This is a genomic window from Cronobacter sp. HA18003 (assembly GCF_011605905.1).
GTDB classification, from domain to species: domain Bacteria; phylum Pseudomonadota; class Gammaproteobacteria; order Enterobacterales; family Enterobacteriaceae; genus Cronobacter; species Cronobacter sakazakii.
Genome location: NZ_JAANQO010000025.1, coordinates 105,176 through 121,570 on the forward strand (window position 1 = coordinate 105,176; position 16,395 = coordinate 121,570).

Annotated in this window: 20 protein-coding genes; 6 read left to right on the forward strand and 14 right to left on the reverse strand. The window is 59.1% G+C overall.

Going from position 1 to position 16,395, the window contains the following annotated elements; all coding sequences use genetic code 11:
- Nucleotides 1-75 precede the first annotated feature (75 nt).
- Nucleotides 76-480: a (R)-mandelonitrile lyase gene (locus G6041_RS18060; RefSeq protein WP_007895508.1), complete on the forward strand. Its 405-nt coding sequence runs from the start codon at nucleotides 76-78 to the stop codon at nucleotides 478-480.
- A 128-nt stretch (nucleotides 481-608) separates the two neighbouring features.
- On the forward strand, nucleotides 609-1,259 hold the full coding sequence (locus G6041_RS18065; protein ID WP_041460652.1) for a CPBP family intramembrane glutamic endopeptidase: 651 nt from the start codon (nucleotides 609-611) through the stop codon (nucleotides 1,257-1,259).
- Here the strand turns inward: G6041_RS18065 and G6041_RS18070 are convergent, their stop codons facing one another.
- Nucleotides 1,260-2,621: a heavy metal sensor histidine kinase gene (locus G6041_RS18070; RefSeq protein ID WP_012126266.1), complete on the reverse strand. Its 1,362-nt coding sequence runs from the start codon at nucleotides 2,619-2,621 to the stop codon at nucleotides 1,260-1,262.
- Nucleotides 2,614-3,294: a response regulator transcription factor HprR gene (gene hprR, locus G6041_RS18075; protein ID WP_012126265.1), complete on the reverse strand. Its 681-nt coding sequence runs from the start codon at nucleotides 3,292-3,294 to the stop codon at nucleotides 2,614-2,616. Before hprR ends, G6041_RS18070 begins: the two co-directional genes overlap by 8 nt.
- 132 nt (nucleotides 3,295-3,426) lie before the next feature.
- Here hprR and uraH point away from each other — a divergent pair, with 132 nt between their 5' ends.
- Nucleotides 3,427-3,837, forward strand: coding sequence for a hydroxyisourate hydrolase (gene uraH, locus G6041_RS18080; RefSeq protein ID WP_007779416.1), 411 nt, complete (start codon nucleotides 3,427-3,429; stop codon nucleotides 3,835-3,837).
- Here the strand turns inward: uraH and G6041_RS18085 are convergent.
- From G6041_RS18085 to cpxP, 7 genes are all read right to left on the reverse strand, one after another.
- Nucleotides 3,822-4,214: a hypothetical protein gene (locus tag G6041_RS18085; protein WP_007853015.1), complete on the reverse strand. Its 393-nt coding sequence runs from the start codon at nucleotides 4,212-4,214 to the stop codon at nucleotides 3,822-3,824. The genes uraH and G6041_RS18085 overlap by 16 nt on opposite strands.
- 23 nt (nucleotides 4,215-4,237) lie before the next feature.
- Nucleotides 4,238-5,542, reverse strand: coding sequence for an SLC13 family permease (locus G6041_RS18090; protein ID WP_007895485.1), 1,305 nt, complete (start codon nucleotides 5,540-5,542; stop codon nucleotides 4,238-4,240).
- Between the two features lie 58 nt (nucleotides 5,543-5,600).
- Complete coding sequence (locus G6041_RS18095; RefSeq protein ID WP_012126262.1) at nucleotides 5,601-6,368, reverse strand: CDP-diacylglycerol diphosphatase; 768 nt, start codon at nucleotides 6,366-6,368, stop codon at nucleotides 5,601-5,603.
- A 104-nt stretch (nucleotides 6,369-6,472) separates the two neighbouring features.
- Nucleotides 6,473-7,462, reverse strand: coding sequence for a sulfate ABC transporter substrate-binding protein (locus tag G6041_RS18100; protein ID WP_012126261.1), 990 nt, complete (start codon nucleotides 7,460-7,462; stop codon nucleotides 6,473-6,475).
- A 166-nt stretch (nucleotides 7,463-7,628) separates the two neighbouring features.
- Nucleotides 7,629-8,591 (reverse strand): 6-phosphofructokinase, encoded by a 963-nt coding sequence (pfkA, locus tag G6041_RS18105; protein WP_004388500.1) that lies wholly within the window; start codon nucleotides 8,589-8,591, stop codon nucleotides 7,629-7,631.
- 189 nt (nucleotides 8,592-8,780) lie between these two features.
- The gene (fieF, locus tag G6041_RS18110; protein ID WP_012126260.1) at nucleotides 8,781-9,683 is read right to left on the reverse strand and encodes a CDF family cation-efflux transporter FieF; all 903 of its coding nucleotides are present in this window, start codon (nucleotides 9,681-9,683) and stop codon (nucleotides 8,781-8,783) included.
- A gap of 177 nt (nucleotides 9,684-9,860) precedes the next feature.
- On the reverse strand, nucleotides 9,861-10,370 hold the full coding sequence (gene cpxP / locus G6041_RS18115; RefSeq protein WP_004388498.1) for a cell-envelope stress modulator CpxP: 510 nt from the start codon (nucleotides 10,368-10,370) through the stop codon (nucleotides 9,861-9,863).
- Nucleotides 10,371-10,518: 148 nt separating this feature from the next.
- Between cpxP and cpxR the strand changes: the two genes are divergently transcribed.
- From cpxR to trmL, 3 genes are all read left to right on the forward strand, one after another.
- Entirely contained in the window at nucleotides 10,519-11,217 is a 699-nt protein-coding gene (gene cpxR, locus G6041_RS18120) for an envelope stress response regulator transcription factor CpxR (protein ID WP_007895453.1), read from the forward strand.
- Nucleotides 11,214-12,587 (forward strand): envelope stress sensor histidine kinase CpxA, encoded by a 1,374-nt coding sequence (cpxA, locus tag G6041_RS18125; RefSeq protein WP_007797501.1) that lies wholly within the window; start codon nucleotides 11,214-11,216, stop codon nucleotides 12,585-12,587. Before cpxR ends, cpxA begins: the two co-directional genes overlap by 4 nt.
- A gap of 102 nt (nucleotides 12,588-12,689) precedes the next feature.
- Complete coding sequence (trmL, locus tag G6041_RS18130; protein ID WP_007895451.1) at nucleotides 12,690-13,163, forward strand: tRNA (uridine(34)/cytosine(34)/5-carboxymethylaminomethyluridine(34)-2'-O)-methyltransferase TrmL; 474 nt, start codon at nucleotides 12,690-12,692, stop codon at nucleotides 13,161-13,163.
- Nucleotides 13,164-13,226: 63 nt separating this feature from the next.
- On the opposite strand, the gene cysE is transcribed toward trmL, so the two are convergent.
- From cysE to G6041_RS18155, 5 genes are all read right to left on the reverse strand, one after another.
- A complete protein-coding gene (cysE, locus tag G6041_RS18135) occupies nucleotides 13,227-14,048 on the reverse strand; it encodes a serine O-acetyltransferase (RefSeq protein ID WP_004388495.1) in 822 nt (273 codons plus the stop codon).
- Nucleotides 14,049-14,124: 76 nt separating this feature from the next.
- Complete coding sequence (gene gpsA / locus G6041_RS18140) at nucleotides 14,125-15,144, reverse strand: NAD(P)H-dependent glycerol-3-phosphate dehydrogenase (RefSeq protein ID WP_004388494.1); 1,020 nt, start codon at nucleotides 15,142-15,144, stop codon at nucleotides 14,125-14,127.
- Nucleotides 15,144-15,611, reverse strand: coding sequence for a protein-export chaperone SecB (gene secB, locus G6041_RS18145; RefSeq protein ID WP_004388493.1), 468 nt, complete (start codon nucleotides 15,609-15,611; stop codon nucleotides 15,144-15,146). The genes gpsA and secB overlap by 1 nt, the downstream gene beginning before the upstream one ends.
- Nucleotides 15,612-15,667: 56 nt before the next feature.
- Nucleotides 15,668-15,919 (reverse strand): glutaredoxin 3, encoded by a 252-nt coding sequence (gene grxC / locus G6041_RS18150; RefSeq protein WP_004388492.1) that lies wholly within the window; start codon nucleotides 15,917-15,919, stop codon nucleotides 15,668-15,670.
- Nucleotides 15,920-15,939: 20 nt separating this feature from the next.
- On the reverse strand, nucleotides 15,940-16,371 hold the full coding sequence (locus G6041_RS18155) for a rhodanese-like domain-containing protein (protein WP_004388491.1): 432 nt from the start codon (nucleotides 16,369-16,371) through the stop codon (nucleotides 15,940-15,942).
- Nucleotides 16,372-16,395 lie beyond the last annotated feature (24 nt).

The window sequence follows — 16,395 nt, forward strand, 5'->3', positions numbered from 1 at the left end:
TTAACGACGAACGGGGCGGTTCAACGCATTTCGACGCACAACGCCGCCCCATCGACGCCAAAGAGGAATTAAATTATGACGGATATTTATTATTGTGGTTCCCAGGCCTCTTACGCTGGCCCGGAAGACTGGTTTACCGGTACGGTGCGTGTCGATCCGCTTTTCCCGGCGAATGCCCCGGCGCGCGCTGGCGGTAATAGCGTCACATTTGAACCGGGTGCGCGAACCGCCTGGCATACGCATCCACTGGGCCAGACGCTGATCGTGACCGCAGGTTTCGGCTATGTGCAGACCTGGGGCGAGCCTGCTCGTGAGATTCGCCCCGGTGATGTGGTCTGGATCCCGCCGTATGAAAAACACTGGCATGGTGCCAGCCCGACTACGCCGCTGACCCATATCGCTATCCAGGAAGCGCAGGACGGCAGCGTGGTGGAGTGGCTTGAACACGTGTCCGACGAGCAGTACGGGGAGCGCGGGTAAGCCATCGTACAGGCCTGTGCCAAAAACGCAGGCCTGTACAAAAAAGCTTATCGGCGGGGAAAGGCCAGGTATAATCCGCGGCAGCGGGAATGGCCCGCTCTCCTTTCCTTAGCCACAAGGACGTCCTGATGAACGCGCCCGCCGACCGATTCCAACATACTCTGCTCTGTATTGCCGTCGGGCTGGCCTGGTTTATGCTGCCGCTGGTGGTGTCGATGCTGCCGGGCTATATGAGCATTTACCGCGCCGGGCTCGCCACGCCGCTGCTCTATTTCGTGTTTTGGCTGCCGTTCGCGCTGTTTTGCTGGCAGCGCTACCAGAAGCGCTTCGGCCTGCTGCCTGCGGGCGGGCTGAGCGTACAGTCGCTGGTATGGCCGGGGCTGGCGCTGCTGGCGCTCTCTTTTATTCACGGGCTGTTCGGCAGACAAGAGCCGTGGAGCGCGACGCTTTCACAGATGTCATCCTTTAATCTTGCGCTGACGGCGGTCTGCATCTGCCTGCTGGCCCCTGTCGTGGAAGAAGTTATCTGCCGCGGCTTTTTGCTGAATGCGGGCATCGGCTGGGGGAAAACCGGCCAGACGGTCGCGATGGTCGGCACATCGCTGTTTTTCGCCATCGGCCACGCGCAGTACCAGATGCCCACCACATTCGTCTGGCTGTTTGTTTTCTCGATAATTCTCTGCCAGGTGCGTATTCACACCGGCAGCCTGCTGGCGCCCATTGTCCTGCATTCGGCAACCAATATTATCGGTATGATGGCGGCGCTGAGGCTCTCCTGATCAGGCCGCCGGGAACCGCAGACGAAAGCGATTCCATCCCGCCTCATGGTCTACCGCCGTGTAGCCGCCGTGCAGGCGCGCGATCGCCTCTGTAAGCGCCAGCCCAAGCCCGGTGCCGGGCGTGTGGCGTGCGTTATCCCCGCGCCAGAAACGCTGAAATAACTTTTCCGCCTCCGCTATCGGCGCGCCCTGGTTGGCGACGCTGAGCACAGTTTCTCCTGACTCCTGAACGGCGGTAATCCGCACCTCGCTGCCTGCGGGCGCGTGGCGCAGCGCGTTGGTCAGAAGGTTAGTGAGTGCTCGCTGGAGGAGCAGACGATCGGCGAAAATATTTCCGTGCGCCTGTACGTTAAACGTTATCTCCTGCTCTTCTGCCAGCGGCTCCAGAAAATCGGTCAGCTGATGAATAAACGGCTCAAGCGCCAGCCTTTCGCGCTTCAGTGCGATGTTTTGATGATCGGCGCGGGCGAGAAACAGAATGTTTTCAATCAGCCGGGTCATCTGCTCCAGCTCTTCGATATTCCCGGCCAGCAGACTCTGATACTCCTGCACGCTGCGCGGGCGTTGCAGCGCGACCTGATTTTGCCCCAGCAGAATATTCACCGGCGTGCGCAGTTCGTGGGCCAGATCGTCAGCAAAGCGCGTCAGCTGAGCAAAATCCTCCGCCAGACGGTGGCGCATGGTATTGAGCGCCTCGCCGAGCGGCAGCAGCTCGCGCGGTAAGGTTTCCAGGCTGAGCGGCTGTTGCAGCGTCTCGCTGCCGGTGCGCGCGGTGGCCTCGCTGAGACGGGCGATGGCGCGCAGGCCACGGCGGATAAGCCACGGGCTGAGCAGCGCGGCGGCGAGCGTCGCCAGCAGGCACACCATCAGGCTCTCCCGGCGATACTGGGCCAGCATCTGCGCGCGCTCCTGCGCCACGCGCGCCACGGTGATGATGAGCGGGCCGCGGGCATCGCTCGCCGTCAGCGCCAGCGCGCTGATAGAGACGCCGTCAGGCCGCTGCCAGCGGTGCAGCGCCTGCTCGTTCACGCCGCGCCCCGGCGGCACCGGCGCAAGTGTCGGCAGCGCGACGCCCGCCTGGTTGATGTTCACCAGCGTCTCGCCCTCCGCGCGTTTTATCATTAGCAGATCCTGGCGGGTATCCAGCATCCGGTTGAAATAGAGCGGCAGCTGGCGCGGCTCAGCACCGTCCGTCAGCAGCTGGCGCAGCTGTGAGGCGCGGTTCAGCAGCGTCTGGTCATCGCGCCAGAGAAGCTCGGCGCTTAACGAACGGTAGAGCGACACGCCAGTGACGCCGCAGGCAAACGCCACCAGCAACGTGAAGATGAGCGTCAGGCGCAGCGTTAACGATGGGCTACGCATCGCTCTGCTCCGGCGCGTTAAGGCGATAACCCATGCCGCGCACGGTTTCTATCAGCTTGAGCGGGAACGGATCGTCGATTTTTTTGCGCAGGCGACGAATGGCGACATCCACCACGTTGGTTTCGCTGTCAAAGTTAATCCCCCAGACTTCGCTGGCGATCAGCGTGCGCGGTAAAATTTCCCCGACGCGGCTTGCCAGCAGCCACAGCAGCGTAAATTCCTGGCGGGTCAGCGCGATCCGCTCGCCGCCGCGGCTGGCGGCGTGGCGCGCGGTATCAAGCGTCAGATCCGCCACCTGTAGCGTCGCGGCGGCAGGCGCATGGCGGCGCAGTTGCGCCCGCACGCGCGCCAGCAGTTCGGCGAAGGAAAAGGGCTTCACCAGATAATCATCGGCCCCCAGCTCCAGCCCTTTCACGCGATCGCTTACCGCATCTCTGGCCGTCAGGCAGAGCACCGGCGTGGCTTTGGCGGTGCGCAGCGCGCGCAACACCTGCCAGCCGTCGAGCCCCGGCAGCATGATATCGAGGATAATCAGCGCGTAGTCTTGCTCCAGAGCCAGGTGCAGGCCATCGCGCCCGTCGGCGACAGTGTCCACTACCAGCCCCGCCTCCCGCAGCCCTTTTTCGAGCCACGCGCGGGTTTTGTCGTTGTCTTCAATCAGCAGCAGTTTCATGGCGACAGTCTCGCAAAGAACGCGGGCGCTGCCCAGCAGCGATGCGCAGGATGACAAAACTGTCATCTTCGCGTCAGGCGTTTTCGCCCGCGCGGGTGGCAGGATGAGTGCACAACCACTTAAGGAGGAATGATGATGAACCGTTTTCAAACGCTTGCCGCCGCAGCCCTTTTCGCCCTGCCGGGCCTCGCACTTGCCGCGCCGGCGAATTTACTGAGCGTGCATGTACTGAACGAACAGACCGGTAAACCCGCGCCGGGCGTGGTGGTGAAACTGGAGAAAAAACAGGGCAATGCGTGGGAGCCGCTGAACCAGGCGACGACCGATAAAGATGGCCGCATCAAAGCGCTCTGGCCGGACGCGCCCGCTGCCGCAGGCGACTACCGCGTGATTTTTGAAACCGGCGATTACTTTGCCTCACACAAGCAGTCCAGCTTCTTCCCGGAAGTGCCGGTGGTGTTCCATATCGATAACACCGACGAGCATTACCATGTGCCGCTGCTGCTGAGCCAGTACGGCTACTCCACCTATCGCGGCAGCTGAAAACCGGGCGGCGGGCAGCAGAGAATATTGCCGAGAAAGACGAGCAGCGGCGAGGATTCGGTCTCGCCGTAGTAGTCCACATCGGGCAGCGCGTAGAGGAAGCGGATCTCGCTGACGCCGCGCTCGCACAGCTGTTCCCCCGCCGCGCGGGTTAAAAACGCGAAGTGCGGGTCGAGCGCCGGGTTATGCGGGTGTATCGACCCTTTTTCGCCAGGCGTCGCGCCGTACCAGAGCGCGATCGCGTCGTCGGCGTACCCCTGCGCGAAGCCGAAATCCTGCAAAAAATGGCGCTCGCAGCCGGGCGCGGGCAGCGCCTCCCGCAGCGCCTGTACGTCGTCCGTCGTGGAATACCAGACCGCAAAATGCATCGTCGCCATAATGGCCTCCGCATCGTGTTGCTTCAGAGTTTACCCAACAGCCGGAACCAGCCGTAATCGAGCGGCAACAGGAAAAGAAAGGTGACTATCGCCAGCGCCAGACAGAGCTTCATGCCCGCGCGCGCCGGAACATTACCCAGCGCCATCGCCACCACGATGGGCGACGCCTGATACGGCAACAGCGGCGTGGAATATCCCAGTACCTGAATCATGATGGTCGAGAGTAGCGGGAAACCAGTGCTGCGCGAAAAGCTCTCCGCAAGCGTGGTATAGAGCGCCGGAACGCCGTTGGCCGTCATGATGAAGTTAAGCGCCGTCGTGATGCCGGTGAGCGCGGCGAAACTGGTAAAGGGACGCGCCGGATCGAGCGGCATGACCTGCATCAGCGCCGCGCCGACCGCGTTGCCGATGCCCGTGTGGGTCACAGTCGTTGCCAGCCCCAGAATGCCCGCCACGTAGATGCAGGTGCGCATGTTGACGCCGCTTGCGAACTCATCGCCAGTGATAAACCCGACGCGCGGCAAAAGCGTGATAACCGCCGCCGCAAGCCCCGTCCACGCCGGGCCGATGCCGTGCCAGCTTTCTGTAACCCACAGCGCCAGTACCACCAGCAGCAGCCAGCCGAGGCGCTTTTCCGCGCGGCTCATCGGCGTCGCGGCGGGCAGCTCGCGCGGCGGCTGCGGCTTGCCGGGGAAGAACCAGCAAATAAGGGCAATCAGCACCGCGCCCTTGAGCAGCCCCAGCACCGGCGTGTGCAGCAGCAGATACGGCAGATAGTTGAGATGGATGCCGAAGGAGCCTTCCGCCGCGCCGCTCATCACCAGGTTCGGCACGTTGGCGGGCAAAATGGTGGCAGAGAGCTGGAACGTGCCAAAGCCCACCGCCAGCGCCAGGCCGTACCAGCCGCGGGTGTTTTCTTCGATACCGGCGCGTTTCGCCATCGCCGCCACGACGGGCATCAGCAGCGCGATGCGCCCCATGTTCGACGGCATGACGAACGCCAGCGCATAGCTGAGCAGCACCACGCTCGCTACCATTTGCCACCAGGAATCGGTCAGCCGCGCCGACAGCGCCCGCGCTGCCCGATCCGCAAGCCCCGTTTTACGGATAGCCACGCCCAGCACGAAGCCGCTGAACACCAGCCAGAACGCCGACGACGCAAAACCGCCGAACAGGACTTCCGGCGGCGCGATTTTGGCTATCATCGCCACCGCGAAAAAGAGCAGCGCCGTGATGAATTCCGGCAGCAGGGACGTCGCCCAGAGCACGATGGTCAGCAGAATAATGAGTGAAGGTAAGAGCAGCGGGTGTGCAAGCCAGACGGACATACCTGTCTCCTGATGAATTTTTCAGCAAGTCTACGGCGCACCTGACGTTAAGTAAATGTTATGGCGTGCCTTCGTGAAGCAGCGCGCAGTCGTGATCCTGAAGCTCTTCGCTGTGCGCCAGATTGAATTGCAATAACTGACGTTGCGTGGCGAGCAGGACAAACGCGCCATCCTTGAGCGGTGCCAGCGCCAGCGAGTAGCGCCCCATGTGCTCACGCGCTTGCGGCACCTCTTCCGCCAGCATCATGAACGGCGAGCGGCGTGACAGCTCTTCGCCGGAAACACGGCGCGCTAAATAGTCGTGACCGCGCAGACTGCCCGGAAACGGCTGCCAGCGGCTGCCGATGGCGTTCATCGCGGCATCAAGCTGCGCGCGTACATCCGGGCGCAGGCAGGAAATATGGATGTGAAAATGATTCTGGGAGCGGCCCATCCTGGAGTTGATGGTCAGTGAAACCGCGCTGTCGGGCACCGGGCTACCGCGTTTTTCGCTCATCCAGCGGCGCGCCTGCCATGCCTGCCAGAAAAAGTTGGGCGTGTTATCGGAAAGCAGGAGCGGGCTTTCGACGCCATTGATTTTCCACGTCGGCATCAGCAGATATTGCAGCGGACCGTTGATGTCTTTCAGGACGACATAACCTGCCGGGAGATTAACCTGGGCGCAAGGGGCCGGCTCCTGGCGTTCTCGCTCGCCGGGCAGGCACTGCTGCATAACGATATGTCTTAACGCGTCCGGATCGTGTGGAAAGAGATATCGCCACGCCACCAGCGTGGTTAATGCCAGTACTGCGATAAGCGCGACGGTGATCAATAGCGCTCGTTTCATGCGTCTCCCCTGTTAACGCTGAAAACGCAAAGGGTAGCGTAAAACGGGACGAAGCGGGGGTTTATTATGGAGGAAAGCTGGCCACATCCGTGTGGCCGGGGTATTTAACGCTGGCTTATCTGATCGAACGTGCCGCCGTTCGCAAAGTGCGTTTGCTGCGCTTTGGTCCAGCCGCCGAACACGTCATCAATGGTGAACAGTTTCAGTTTCGGGAAGGTGCTTTCATATTTCGCGGCGACTTGCGCATCGCGCGGGCGATAGAAGTTTTTCGCGGCGATCTCCTGGCCTTCCGGTGAGTAGAGATATTTCAGGTAGGCTTCCGCCACCGCCTGGGTGCCCTTCTCCTGCGCCACTTTATCGACGACCGAAACAGTCGGCTCGGCGAGGATAGATTCACTCGGCGTCACGATTTCAAATTTGTCTTTGCCAAGCTCATTGGCGGCCAGCAGCGCCTCATTTTCCCAGGCGATCAGCACATCGCCGATGCCGCGCTCAACAAAGGTGTTGGTCGCGCCGCGTGCGCCGGAATCGAGCACTTCGACGTTTTTATACAGCGCCTTGACGAATTCCTGCGCTTTGGCCTGATCGCCGTTGTTGTGATGCAGCGCGTAGCCCCAGGCCGCCAGATAGTTCCAGCGCGCGCCGCCGGAGCTTTTCGGGTTCGGCGTGATGACCGACACGCCCGGCTTCACCAGATCGTTCCAGTCTTTGATTTGCTTCGGATTGCCTTTGCGAACAAGGAACACGATGGTGGAGGTGTACGGCGCGGAGTTGTCCGGCAGGCGTTTGATCCAGTTTTTATCGATACGGCCGCGCTCGGCGATCGCGTCAACGTCATAGGCCAGCGCCAGCGTCACGACATCCGCTTTGATACCGTTAATGACCGAGGTCGCCTGCTTGCCGGAACCGCCATGCGACTGGCGGACCACGACGTTATCGCCGGTCTCTTTTTTCCAGTGCGCGCTGAACGCTTTGTTGTACTGCTCATAGAATTCGCGCGTCGGATCGTAAGAGACGTTTAACAACTGCACGTCTTTCGCCAGTACGCTTGCCGAAGCCAACAGTAAAGTAATGCCCACGCCCCACTTGTTCATCGCACGCTCTCTTTTAAATTTTCAGATGTGAATTTCGATAAAAGCAGCGTGCCAGAAAGCGTGGCGCGGATTAAAGAATAAAAAAAAATTGGCTATAACTAAGGGGAATAACACAGGCAAAAGAAACGCCCGGGCGCATTAGCATACCGGGCGTTTACCGAGAGGCTTAGTAGAGCTTTTTCGCGCACTCCAGCCAGTCGCCTTTGAACGGACGCTTCATGTTTTCGATAGCGTCGATGATGTCATGATGCACCATTTTTTCGTTCTGGATGCCGACGCAGCGGCCGCCGTGGCCCTGCAGCAGCAGTTCGATGGCGTAAGCGCCCATACGGGATGCCAGGATACGGTCATAAGGCACCGGCGAGCCGCCGCGCTGGATATGGCCGAGCACCGTCGCGCGGGTTTCGCGTTTGGTTTCGGTTTCGATGTATTTCGCCAGCTCGTCGATGTCGCAGATGTGCTCGGTGATCGCAACGATAGCGTGTTTTTTACCTTTCGCGATGCCGGCTTTGATTTCTGCCACCAGATCTTCGCGGTTGAACTCCACTTCCGGCAGAACGATAAATTCGCAACCGCCCGCGATGGCCGCCGCCAGAGTCAGGTCGCCACAGTAGCGCCCCATCACTTCCACAATGGAAATACGCTGGTGGGAAGAAGAGGTGTCGCGCAGACGGTCAATCGCCTCAACCACGGTGTGCAGCGCGGTGAAGTAACCGATGGTGTAATCGGTGCCTGCGACGTCGTTATCGATGGTGCCCGGCAGGCCGATGCACGGGAAGCCCATTTCGGTCAGGCGTTTAGCACCCATGTAGGAGCCGTCGCCGCCGATGACCACCAGCGCGTCGATACCGCGTTTCTTCATGTTCTCGATAGCCACGGCACGGATATGTTCTTCGCGGAATTCCGGGAAGCGCGCGGAACCGAGGAAGGTGCCGCCGCGGTTGATCATGTCGGAAACGCTGTAGCGGTCGAGCTGGATCATGCGGTCTTCATACAGGCCAAGATAGCCGTCGTAAACGCCGAACACTTCCAGACCTTCCGTCAGCGCCGCGCGGACAACACCGCGGATGGCGGCGTTCATGCCTGGCGCATCACCGCCACTCGTCAACACACCGATTTTCTTAATCATGACTACCTCTGAACGTAGAATGCAAAAGGAATACTTTCGCCGGAAACCGCCTGCGCAAGCGCGACAGGTGATCGACTATTGCTGCAAATAGTATATCAACAGCTTCCTGCTGAATTGATTCAGGTCAGCCCGCGTGGGGGTGATATATACAAAAAATGCCTGACCGAACCACGCCTTTACAACGAATGCTTAGTGCTCAAATTGCCCTTGCTGGAAACGCGGAACGACTGAGCATGGATCCTGATGAATAATGACGTCCGACCCCGGAAACCGGGACAGGATCGCCTGCTCCACCTGTTCGGCGATGAGATGCGCCTGAACCAGCGGCAGGTTGTCTTCCATTTCAAGATGAAGCTGGATAAAGCGGGTCGGCCCTGACTGCCGCGTGCGCAGATCGTGTGCGCCACGAACGCCAGGCCAGGCGGCGACAATGTCGACTATCGCCTGGCGCTCGTCATCGGGCAGAGCCCGGTCGAGCAGCGACTGTATCGCTTCATAGCCCATCCGTAATGCACTATATAAAATCCAGACGCCAATCCCGAGCGCGAACAGCGCGTCGGCGCGGTGCAGGCCATACCAGGAGAGGGCCAGCGCCACCAGAATAGCGCCGTTCATCATAACATCAGACTGATAATGAAGCATATCCGCCCGCACCGCCTGGCTGCGGGTTTTACGCACCACCCAGCGCTGAAACGTGACTAACATCAGCGTGGTAACCAGCGCGGCCACCGTCACGACAATGCCGACCAGCGGCGCGCGCATCGGCTCAGGCGTAATCAGATGCTGAATGCCGGTCAGGAAAAGAAACAGCGCCGAGCCGGAAATAAACATGCTTTGCGCGAGCGCCGCCAGCGATTCCGCTTTTCCGTGACCAAACGTGTGTTCTTCATCGGCAGGCTGAAGCGAATAGCGCACCACTAAAAGATTGGTCAGCGACGCGGCGATATCCACCAGCGAATCCACCAGAGCGGCAAGAATGCTGACAGAGCCGGTATACCACCAGGCGAAAATTTTAATGATCAGCAGTAATGTTGCCACAAGCGTTGCGGCCAGCGCCGCCCGGCTCACCAGACGGCCATAATCATGATTCATAACGACTCCTGCGAAGGCATGTTGCCAGTATAACTAACCGTTCGCTGGAGTTTGATGAAATTCGTCTGACGCATGAAGGCAGTGAACGTTAAAGCACCGTGAAAAAAGGGCAAAAAAAACCCCCACATCATGTGGGGGAAGACAGGGATGGTGTCTATGGCAAGGAAAACAGGGTTGTTACTGGTTACTACTACGGGTACTGCTACTTAAAAGCGGCAGCGCGGACTGGCGCTGCATCTGTGCAACCTCACGGAACTGTTCCATGCGTTGCTGGTGTTTCTTGTTTAAAACCGCTTGCTGCTCGGGCGTTAACAGGCGATACATCTGGTTTCTTACCTTCGCCATTTCGACCTGACGAGCCACTTGCTCCTGGGCCATTTTTTCCGCCTGAGCGCGCACAGCGTTTTCATCAAAATTTTCTGCGGTGACCAGCCTGTGCATGGCCTCCATTTCGCTAACATTAACAGGGGGCTGCTCATGCCGCGCTCGCTGCATCAAATCGCGCATTTGCTGGCGCTGATGCTCTGTTAAGTTAATACCGTCAAACATATGGCTCTGCACACTGTTGCGCTGCGTCAGCATGTCCGCCGGATGCCAGCTTTCGTCCGTCGGGACCGATGCTGCCTGGCTGGTTAACGCACCGACAGCCAGCGTTGAGGCCATGACGGCGGCGGTAACTTTGCGCATCACTGACTCCTGGAAACTTATGTGCTGCGGTTCAACGAAATCCAGTCTACGATTCGGGCTGCAAACATGCGTCAGGGGGTGTAAAACAACGTAAAGTCATGGATTAGCGCGCCTTGATGACGTAATTTCTGCCTCGGAGGTACTGAAAATGAATAAAATCCTGTTAGTTGATGATGACCGCGAGCTGACGTCCCTGTTAAAGGAATTGCTCGACATGGAAGGGTTTAACGTCCTCGTAGCCCATGATGGCGAACAGGCGCTTGACCTCCTGGATGACAGCATCGACCTGCTTTTGCTCGACGTGATGATGCCGAAGAAAAACGGCATTGATACTTTGAAAGAGCTTCGCCAGACACACCAGACACCCGTCATTATGTTGACCGCGCGCGGCAGCGAGCTGGATCGCGTACTCGGCCTTGAGCTGGGCGCGGATGATTACCTGCCGAAACCGTTTAATGACCGCGAACTCGTGGCCCGTATTCGCGCCATTTTGCGCCGCTCGCACTGGAGCGAACAGCAGCAGAACAGCGATAACGGCTCGCCAACGCTGGAAGTGGACGCGCTCTGCTTAAACCCGGGCCGCCAGGAAGCGAGCTTCGATGGACAGACGCTGGAGCTCACCGGTACCGAATTCACCCTGCTCTATTTGCTCGCGCAGCATCTGGGACAGGTGGTATCGCGCGAACATTTAAGCCAGGAAGTGCTCGGCAAACGCCTTACGCCGTTCGATCGCGCGATCGATATGCACATTTCTAACCTGCGTCGTAAATTGCCGGAGCGCAAAGACGGCCATCCGTGGTTTAAAACCCTGCGCGGACGCGGCTATCTGATGGTTTCCGCTTCATGATAGGCAGTCTTACCGCCCGCATCTTCGCCATTTTCTGGCTGACGCTGGCGCTGGTGTTAATGCTGGTCCTGATGCTGCCTAAGCTCGACAGCCGTCAGATGACGGAATTGCTGGAGAGCGAGCAGCGTCAGGGCACGATGATTGAGCAGCACGTCGAAGCTGAGCTTGCGAGCGACCCGCCCAACGATCTGATGTGGTGGCGGCGGTTGTTCCGCGCTATCGACAAATGGGCACCGCCGGGGCAGCGATTGCTGCTGGTTACCAGCGAAGGGCGCGTGATCGGCGCTGAGCGCAATGAAATGCAGATCATTCGCAACTTTATCGGCCAGTCTGATAACTCCGATCATCCGCAGAAGAAAAAATATGGCCGCGTGGAGCTGGTCGGGCCGTTTTCCGTGCGCGACGGCGAAGATAATTACCAGCTTTACCTGATCCGCCCGGCGAGCAATTCGCAGTCCGATTTTATCAACCTGCTGTTCGACCGCCCGCTGCTACTGCTGATTGTCACGATGCTGGTCAGCTCGCCGCTGCTGCTGTGGCTGGCGTGGAGCCTGGCGCGCCCGGCGCGTAAGCTTAAAAACGCCGCCGATGAAGTGGCTCAGGGCAACCTGCGCCAGCACCCGGAGCTGGAAGCCGGGCCGCAGGAGTTTATCGCCGCAGGCGCGAGTTTTAACCAGATGGTGACGGCGCTTGAGCGGATGATGACGACTCAGCAACGACTGCTTTCTGATATCTCCCACGAACTGCGCACACCGCTTACGCGTCTGCAACTAGGCACCGCGCTGCTGCGCCGCCGCAGCGGAGAGAGCAAAGAGCTTGAGCGCATCGAAACCGAAGCGCACCGGCTCGACAGCATGATCAACGATCTGCTGGTGATGTCGCGTAACCAGCAAAAAAACGCGCTGGTGAGCGAGACCATGAAAGCGAACCAGATCTGGGGCGAAGTCCTTGATAACGCCGCGTTTGAAGCCGAGCAGATGGGTAAATCGTTTGAAGTGACGTATCCGCCTGGCCCGTGGCTGCTTTATGGCAACCCGAACGCGCTGGAAAGCGCGCTGGAGAATATCGTACGTAACGCGCTGCGCTACTCGCACAGCAAGATTTCCGTGAGTTTTGCCGTGGATAAAGAAGGGATTACGATTAATGTCGATGATGACGGTCCGGGCGTCAGCCAGGCCGATCGGGAACAGATTTTCCGGCCGTTCTATCGCACTGACGAGGCGCGCGACCGCGAATCCGGTGGTACGGGTCTCGGCCTCGCTATCGTAGAAACCGCCGTTCAGCAGCATCGCGGCTGGGTGAAGGCAGACGACAGTCCGCTGGGCGGCCTGCGCCTGACGCTCTGGTTGCCGCTTTATCACCGCTCCTGAGGTCGCCCTCCCTCTGCGGGAGGGCATTGTTTCTCCTGCGCCCGCAGTGTTTACCCACCGGCAATTCTGTTATTCTGCGCGCCTCTGCACAAGGGGAGCCGTATGCTGAATATCGTCCTGTTTGAACCTGAAATTCCGCCCAACACCGGTAATATCATCCGTCTTTGCGCTAATACAGGCTTTCGCCTGCATATTATTGAGCCGATGGGTTTTACCTGGGATGATAAGCGCCTGCGCCGCGCCGGGCTGGATTACCACGAATTTACCGCCGTGATGCGCCATGCCGACTATGCCGCGTTTCTGGAAGCGGAAAAGCCGCAGCGCCTGTTTGCGCTCACCACCAAAGGCACGCCCGCGCACAGCGCGGTCAGCTATCAGGACGGCGACTATCTGATGTTTGGCCCGGAAACCCGCGGTCTGCCCGCCTCAATTCTGGACGTACTGCCACAAGAGCAGAAGATCCGCATCCCGATGATGCCGGACAGCCGCAGCATGAACCTCTCCAACGCGGTTTCCGTCGTGGTGTACGAGGCCTGGCGGCAGCTTGGTTATCCAGGCGCGGTATTGCGCAGCTAAACGCCACCGTCAGAAACAACAAAGCCGCGCACCGCGCGGCTTTTTAATGCAAACCTTGCAGGCTCAGATGCCATCGCCGTACTCAAACCCGTGGTTGATGCCGTTGAAATGCTGATCCATATCCATCGACGGTTTATCGCTCTCAGGCTTACCGACAATACGCGCCGGGACGCCCGCCGCCGTGGTGTGCGGCGGCACCGGCTGAAGCACCACCGAGCCCGCGCCGATTTTCGCGCCGCGCCCGACCTCGATATTGCCAAGAATTTTCGCGCCCGCGCCAATCATCACGCCTTCGCGGATTTTCGGGTGGCGATCGCCGCTGGTTTTACCGGTACCGCCCAGCGTAACCGACTGCAGAATAGAAACGTCATCTTCCACCACGGCGGTTTCGCCGATCACAATGCCGGTCGCATGATCGAGCATGATCCCGCGGCCAATGGTCGCCGCCGGATGAATATCAACCTGAAAAGAGACCGACACCTGATTTTGCAGGAAAATCGCCAGCGCCTGACGCCCCTGTTTCCAGAGCCAGTGGCCGATGCGGTAGGCCTGCAGGGCATGAAAACCTTTGAGATAGAGCAGCGGCGTGGAGTATTTATCCACCGCCGGATCGCGGGTGCGGACGGCCTGGATGTCACACGCGGCGGAGGCGATCATTTCCGGGTCTGCCCGGTACGCCTCTTCGACCACTTCACGAATGGCGATCGCCGGCATAATCGGCGACGCCAGTTTGTTCGCCAGCATGTAACTTAACGCGCTGCCCAGATTTTCGTGCTTAAGCAATGTCGCATGGTAAAAACTGGCCAGCATCGGCTCACAATCGGCCAGCTGACGGGCTTCGGCTTTAATATTCTTCCACACCAGATCCAGTTCTTCACACGGCATTGCTTTCTCCAGACAAACAAACAGCGGCCGACAAAACAGTTTGTCGGCACGCATCAATCATTACGGGCGCTCGTCCTTACTGGCTGCTTCGCTCATCCTTGCGGGTACGGCCCAGCAGCGTTAATGCTGCCTCGCGCGCATTTTTTCCGCAATAGAGTACCTGATAAATTTCCTCGGTTATTGGCATTTCGACGCCAACACGCGCCGCCAGTTCGCGCACCTCTTTGGTGTTGCGATAGCCTTCCACCACCTGACCGATCTTCTCCTGCGCGCTTTGCACATCAGCGCCCTGGCCGAGCATCATGCCGAAACGGCGGTTGCGCGACTGGTTGTCAGTACAGGTCAACACCAGATCGCCAAGGCCCGCCATGCCCATGAAGGTGGTCGGGTCCGCGCCGAGCGCTGCGCCCAGGCGAGACATCTCTGCAAGCCCGCGTGTAATCAGTGCGGTACGTGCGTTCGCGCCGAAGCCGATACCGTCAGACATCCCAGCACCGATAGCGATAACGTTTTTCACCGCGCCGCCAAGCTGCACGCCGATGAAATCCGGGTTGCTGTAAACGCGAAAACTTTTGCCGCAGTGCAGAAGCTGCTGGAGATCGTCTGCGAATGTCTCGTCCGTCGCCGCCAGCGAAATCGCCGTTGGCAGCCCTGCCGCCAGCTCTTTGGCGAACGTCGGCCCGGAGATAACCGCAAGCGGAATCTCATCGCCCAACGCCTCACGCGCGACATCCTGCAATAGCCTGCCCGTCTCCGCTTCAAGGCCTTTGGTCGCCCATACCACGCGGGCATCGGGGCGCATCAGCGGTTTAATCTGGCGCAGCACCTGACCAAACACATGGCTTGGCACCACCACCAGAATATTACGGCTGGCGGCAAGCGCTGTGGCTAAATCGCTCTCAAGATGAAGTGTATCCGGGAAAGGCACATCGGGAAGGAAAGCCGCATTGCAGCGGTCAGCCTGTAGCGTCGCGATATGCGCAGGGTCATGACCCCACAGCACGACGTGATGGCCGTTTCTTGCCAGTGTGATGGCAAGAGCGGTGCCGTAGGAGCCGGCACCGATGACTGTCATTGACGCATTAATGGTGTTCATCAGGCATCCTGATGGTTTGGCGCACCTTCAGCAGCCTGCTGCTGCAGATAGTTCATGAACAGCGCGTCGAAGTTAACCGGCGCAAGGTTCAGCTGCGGGAAAGTGCCGCGGGAAACCAGGTTGGTGATGCATTCGCGAGCGTACGGGAACAGGCTGTTCGGGCAGTAAGCGCCGAGGCAGTGCGCCATCTGGGTGCCTTCGATGCCGGAAATATTGAAAATACCTGCCTGCTGCACTTCGCAAAGGAAAGCGGTCTCTTCGCCCAGCGACGCGGTGACCGTCACGCGCAATACTACTTCGTAGACATCGTCAGCGAGCTGGCTGGAGGCAGTATCCAGATCCAGTTTCACTTCCGGCTGCCAGTCTTTCTGAAACACGTGCGGCGCATTCGGTGCTTCAAAAGAGATGTCTTTGGTGTAGATGCGCAGAAGCTGAAAATTCATTTCAGTGTTGTTTTGTTCTGACATGAGCGAAAACCCTTTGTATGTAATGTCCTTAAATGTGCCGTCACGGCTTAAGCGCACTAGCGCAGCAGAGGATCGAGTCCGCCGCGCGCATCCAGTGCATGCAGGTCGTCGCAGCCGCCAATGTGCTGACCGTCGATAAAGATCTGCGGTACAGTGGTGCGGCCACTACGCTGAATCATTTCTTCCCGTTTGGCGGTGTCGCCGTCAATGGGCAGCTCGAGGAAAGCGGCGCCTTTGCTGTTCAGCAGGGCCTTCGCACGATGGCAATACGGGCAGGTTGCTTTGGTATACATTTCGATATTAGCCATGTCGTTACCTCTTATGAAAATTATTTACCACGCACCAGCGGCAGGTTTTCACCACTCCAGCCGGCGACGCCTTCTTTCAGCACATATACCTGTTCAAACCCGGCGTTCGTCAGCGCCGTCGCTGATTCCTGTGCCGTCAGGCCGTTGCCGTCAACCACGATAACCGGCTTCGCTTTATGCTTGTCCAGTTCGCCCACGTTGTTGGCTTTGATATCGGCAGGCAGCACGTTCATGGCGCTGGCGATATGGCCTTTGCGGAAGTCGTCGCGCTGGCGGATATCCACTACCACGGCATCTTCTTTGTTGATAAGACGCGTCGCTTCACCACGGGTAATCACCTTCACTTTAGAGGTCAGGCTTTTGAAAGTGGTGTAAATCACCGCCGCGAGTAACGCAATCCACGCGATACTAAGTATGGGGTGGCGGCCAACGAATTGCATAATTTCTTGCATGGGGGGGTCAAACTCCCGACTCAG

Excerpts from the sequence above, each read along its gene's own strand:
- G6041_RS18060 (WP_007895508.1), top strand. The coding sequence starts at position 76 with ATGACGGATATTTATTATTGTGGTTCCCAGGCCTCTTACGCTGGCCCG.
- G6041_RS18065 (WP_041460652.1), top strand. The coding sequence starts at position 609 with ATGAACGCGCCCGCCGACCGATTCCAACATACTCTGCTCTGTATTGCC.
- G6041_RS18070 (WP_012126266.1), bottom strand. The coding sequence starts at position 2,621 with ATGCGTAGCCCATCGTTAACGCTGCGCCTGACGCTCATCTTCACGTTG.
- hprR (WP_012126265.1), bottom strand. The coding sequence starts at position 3,294 with ATGAAACTGCTGCTGATTGAAGACAACGACAAAACCCGCGCGTGGCTC.
- uraH (WP_007779416.1), top strand. The coding sequence starts at position 3,427 with ATGATGAACCGTTTTCAAACGCTTGCCGCCGCAGCCCTTTTCGCCCTG.
- G6041_RS18085 (WP_007853015.1), bottom strand. The coding sequence starts at position 4,214 with ATGGCGACGATGCATTTTGCGGTCTGGTATTCCACGACGGACGACGTA.
- G6041_RS18090 (WP_007895485.1), bottom strand. The coding sequence starts at position 5,542 with ATGTCCGTCTGGCTTGCACACCCGCTGCTCTTACCTTCACTCATTATT.
- G6041_RS18095 (WP_012126262.1), bottom strand. The coding sequence starts at position 6,368 with ATGAAACGAGCGCTATTGATCACCGTCGCGCTTATCGCAGTACTGGCA.
- G6041_RS18100 (WP_012126261.1), bottom strand. The coding sequence starts at position 7,462 with ATGAACAAGTGGGGCGTGGGCATTACTTTACTGTTGGCTTCGGCAAGC.
- pfkA (WP_004388500.1), bottom strand. The coding sequence starts at position 8,591 with ATGATTAAGAAAATCGGTGTGTTGACGAGTGGCGGTGATGCGCCAGGC.
- fieF (WP_012126260.1), bottom strand. The coding sequence starts at position 9,683 with ATGAATCATGATTATGGCCGTCTGGTGAGCCGGGCGGCGCTGGCCGCA.
- cpxP (WP_004388498.1), bottom strand. The coding sequence starts at position 10,370 with ATGCGCAAAGTTACCGCCGCCGTCATGGCCTCAACGCTGGCTGTCGGT.
- cpxR (WP_007895453.1), top strand. The coding sequence starts at position 10,519 with ATGAATAAAATCCTGTTAGTTGATGATGACCGCGAGCTGACGTCCCTG.
- cpxA (WP_007797501.1), top strand. The coding sequence starts at position 11,214 with ATGATAGGCAGTCTTACCGCCCGCATCTTCGCCATTTTCTGGCTGACG.
- trmL (WP_007895451.1), top strand. The coding sequence starts at position 12,690 with ATGCTGAATATCGTCCTGTTTGAACCTGAAATTCCGCCCAACACCGGT.
- cysE (WP_004388495.1), bottom strand. The coding sequence starts at position 14,048 with ATGCCGTGTGAAGAACTGGATCTGGTGTGGAAGAATATTAAAGCCGAA.
- gpsA (WP_004388494.1), bottom strand. The coding sequence starts at position 15,144 with ATGAACACCATTAATGCGTCAATGACAGTCATCGGTGCCGGCTCCTAC.
- secB (WP_004388493.1), bottom strand. The coding sequence starts at position 15,611 with ATGTCAGAACAAAACAACACTGAAATGAATTTTCAGCTTCTGCGCATC.
- grxC (WP_004388492.1), bottom strand. The coding sequence starts at position 15,919 with ATGGCTAATATCGAAATGTATACCAAAGCAACCTGCCCGTATTGCCAT.
- G6041_RS18155 (WP_004388491.1), bottom strand. The coding sequence starts at position 16,371 with ATGCAAGAAATTATGCAATTCGTTGGCCGCCACCCCATACTTAGTATC.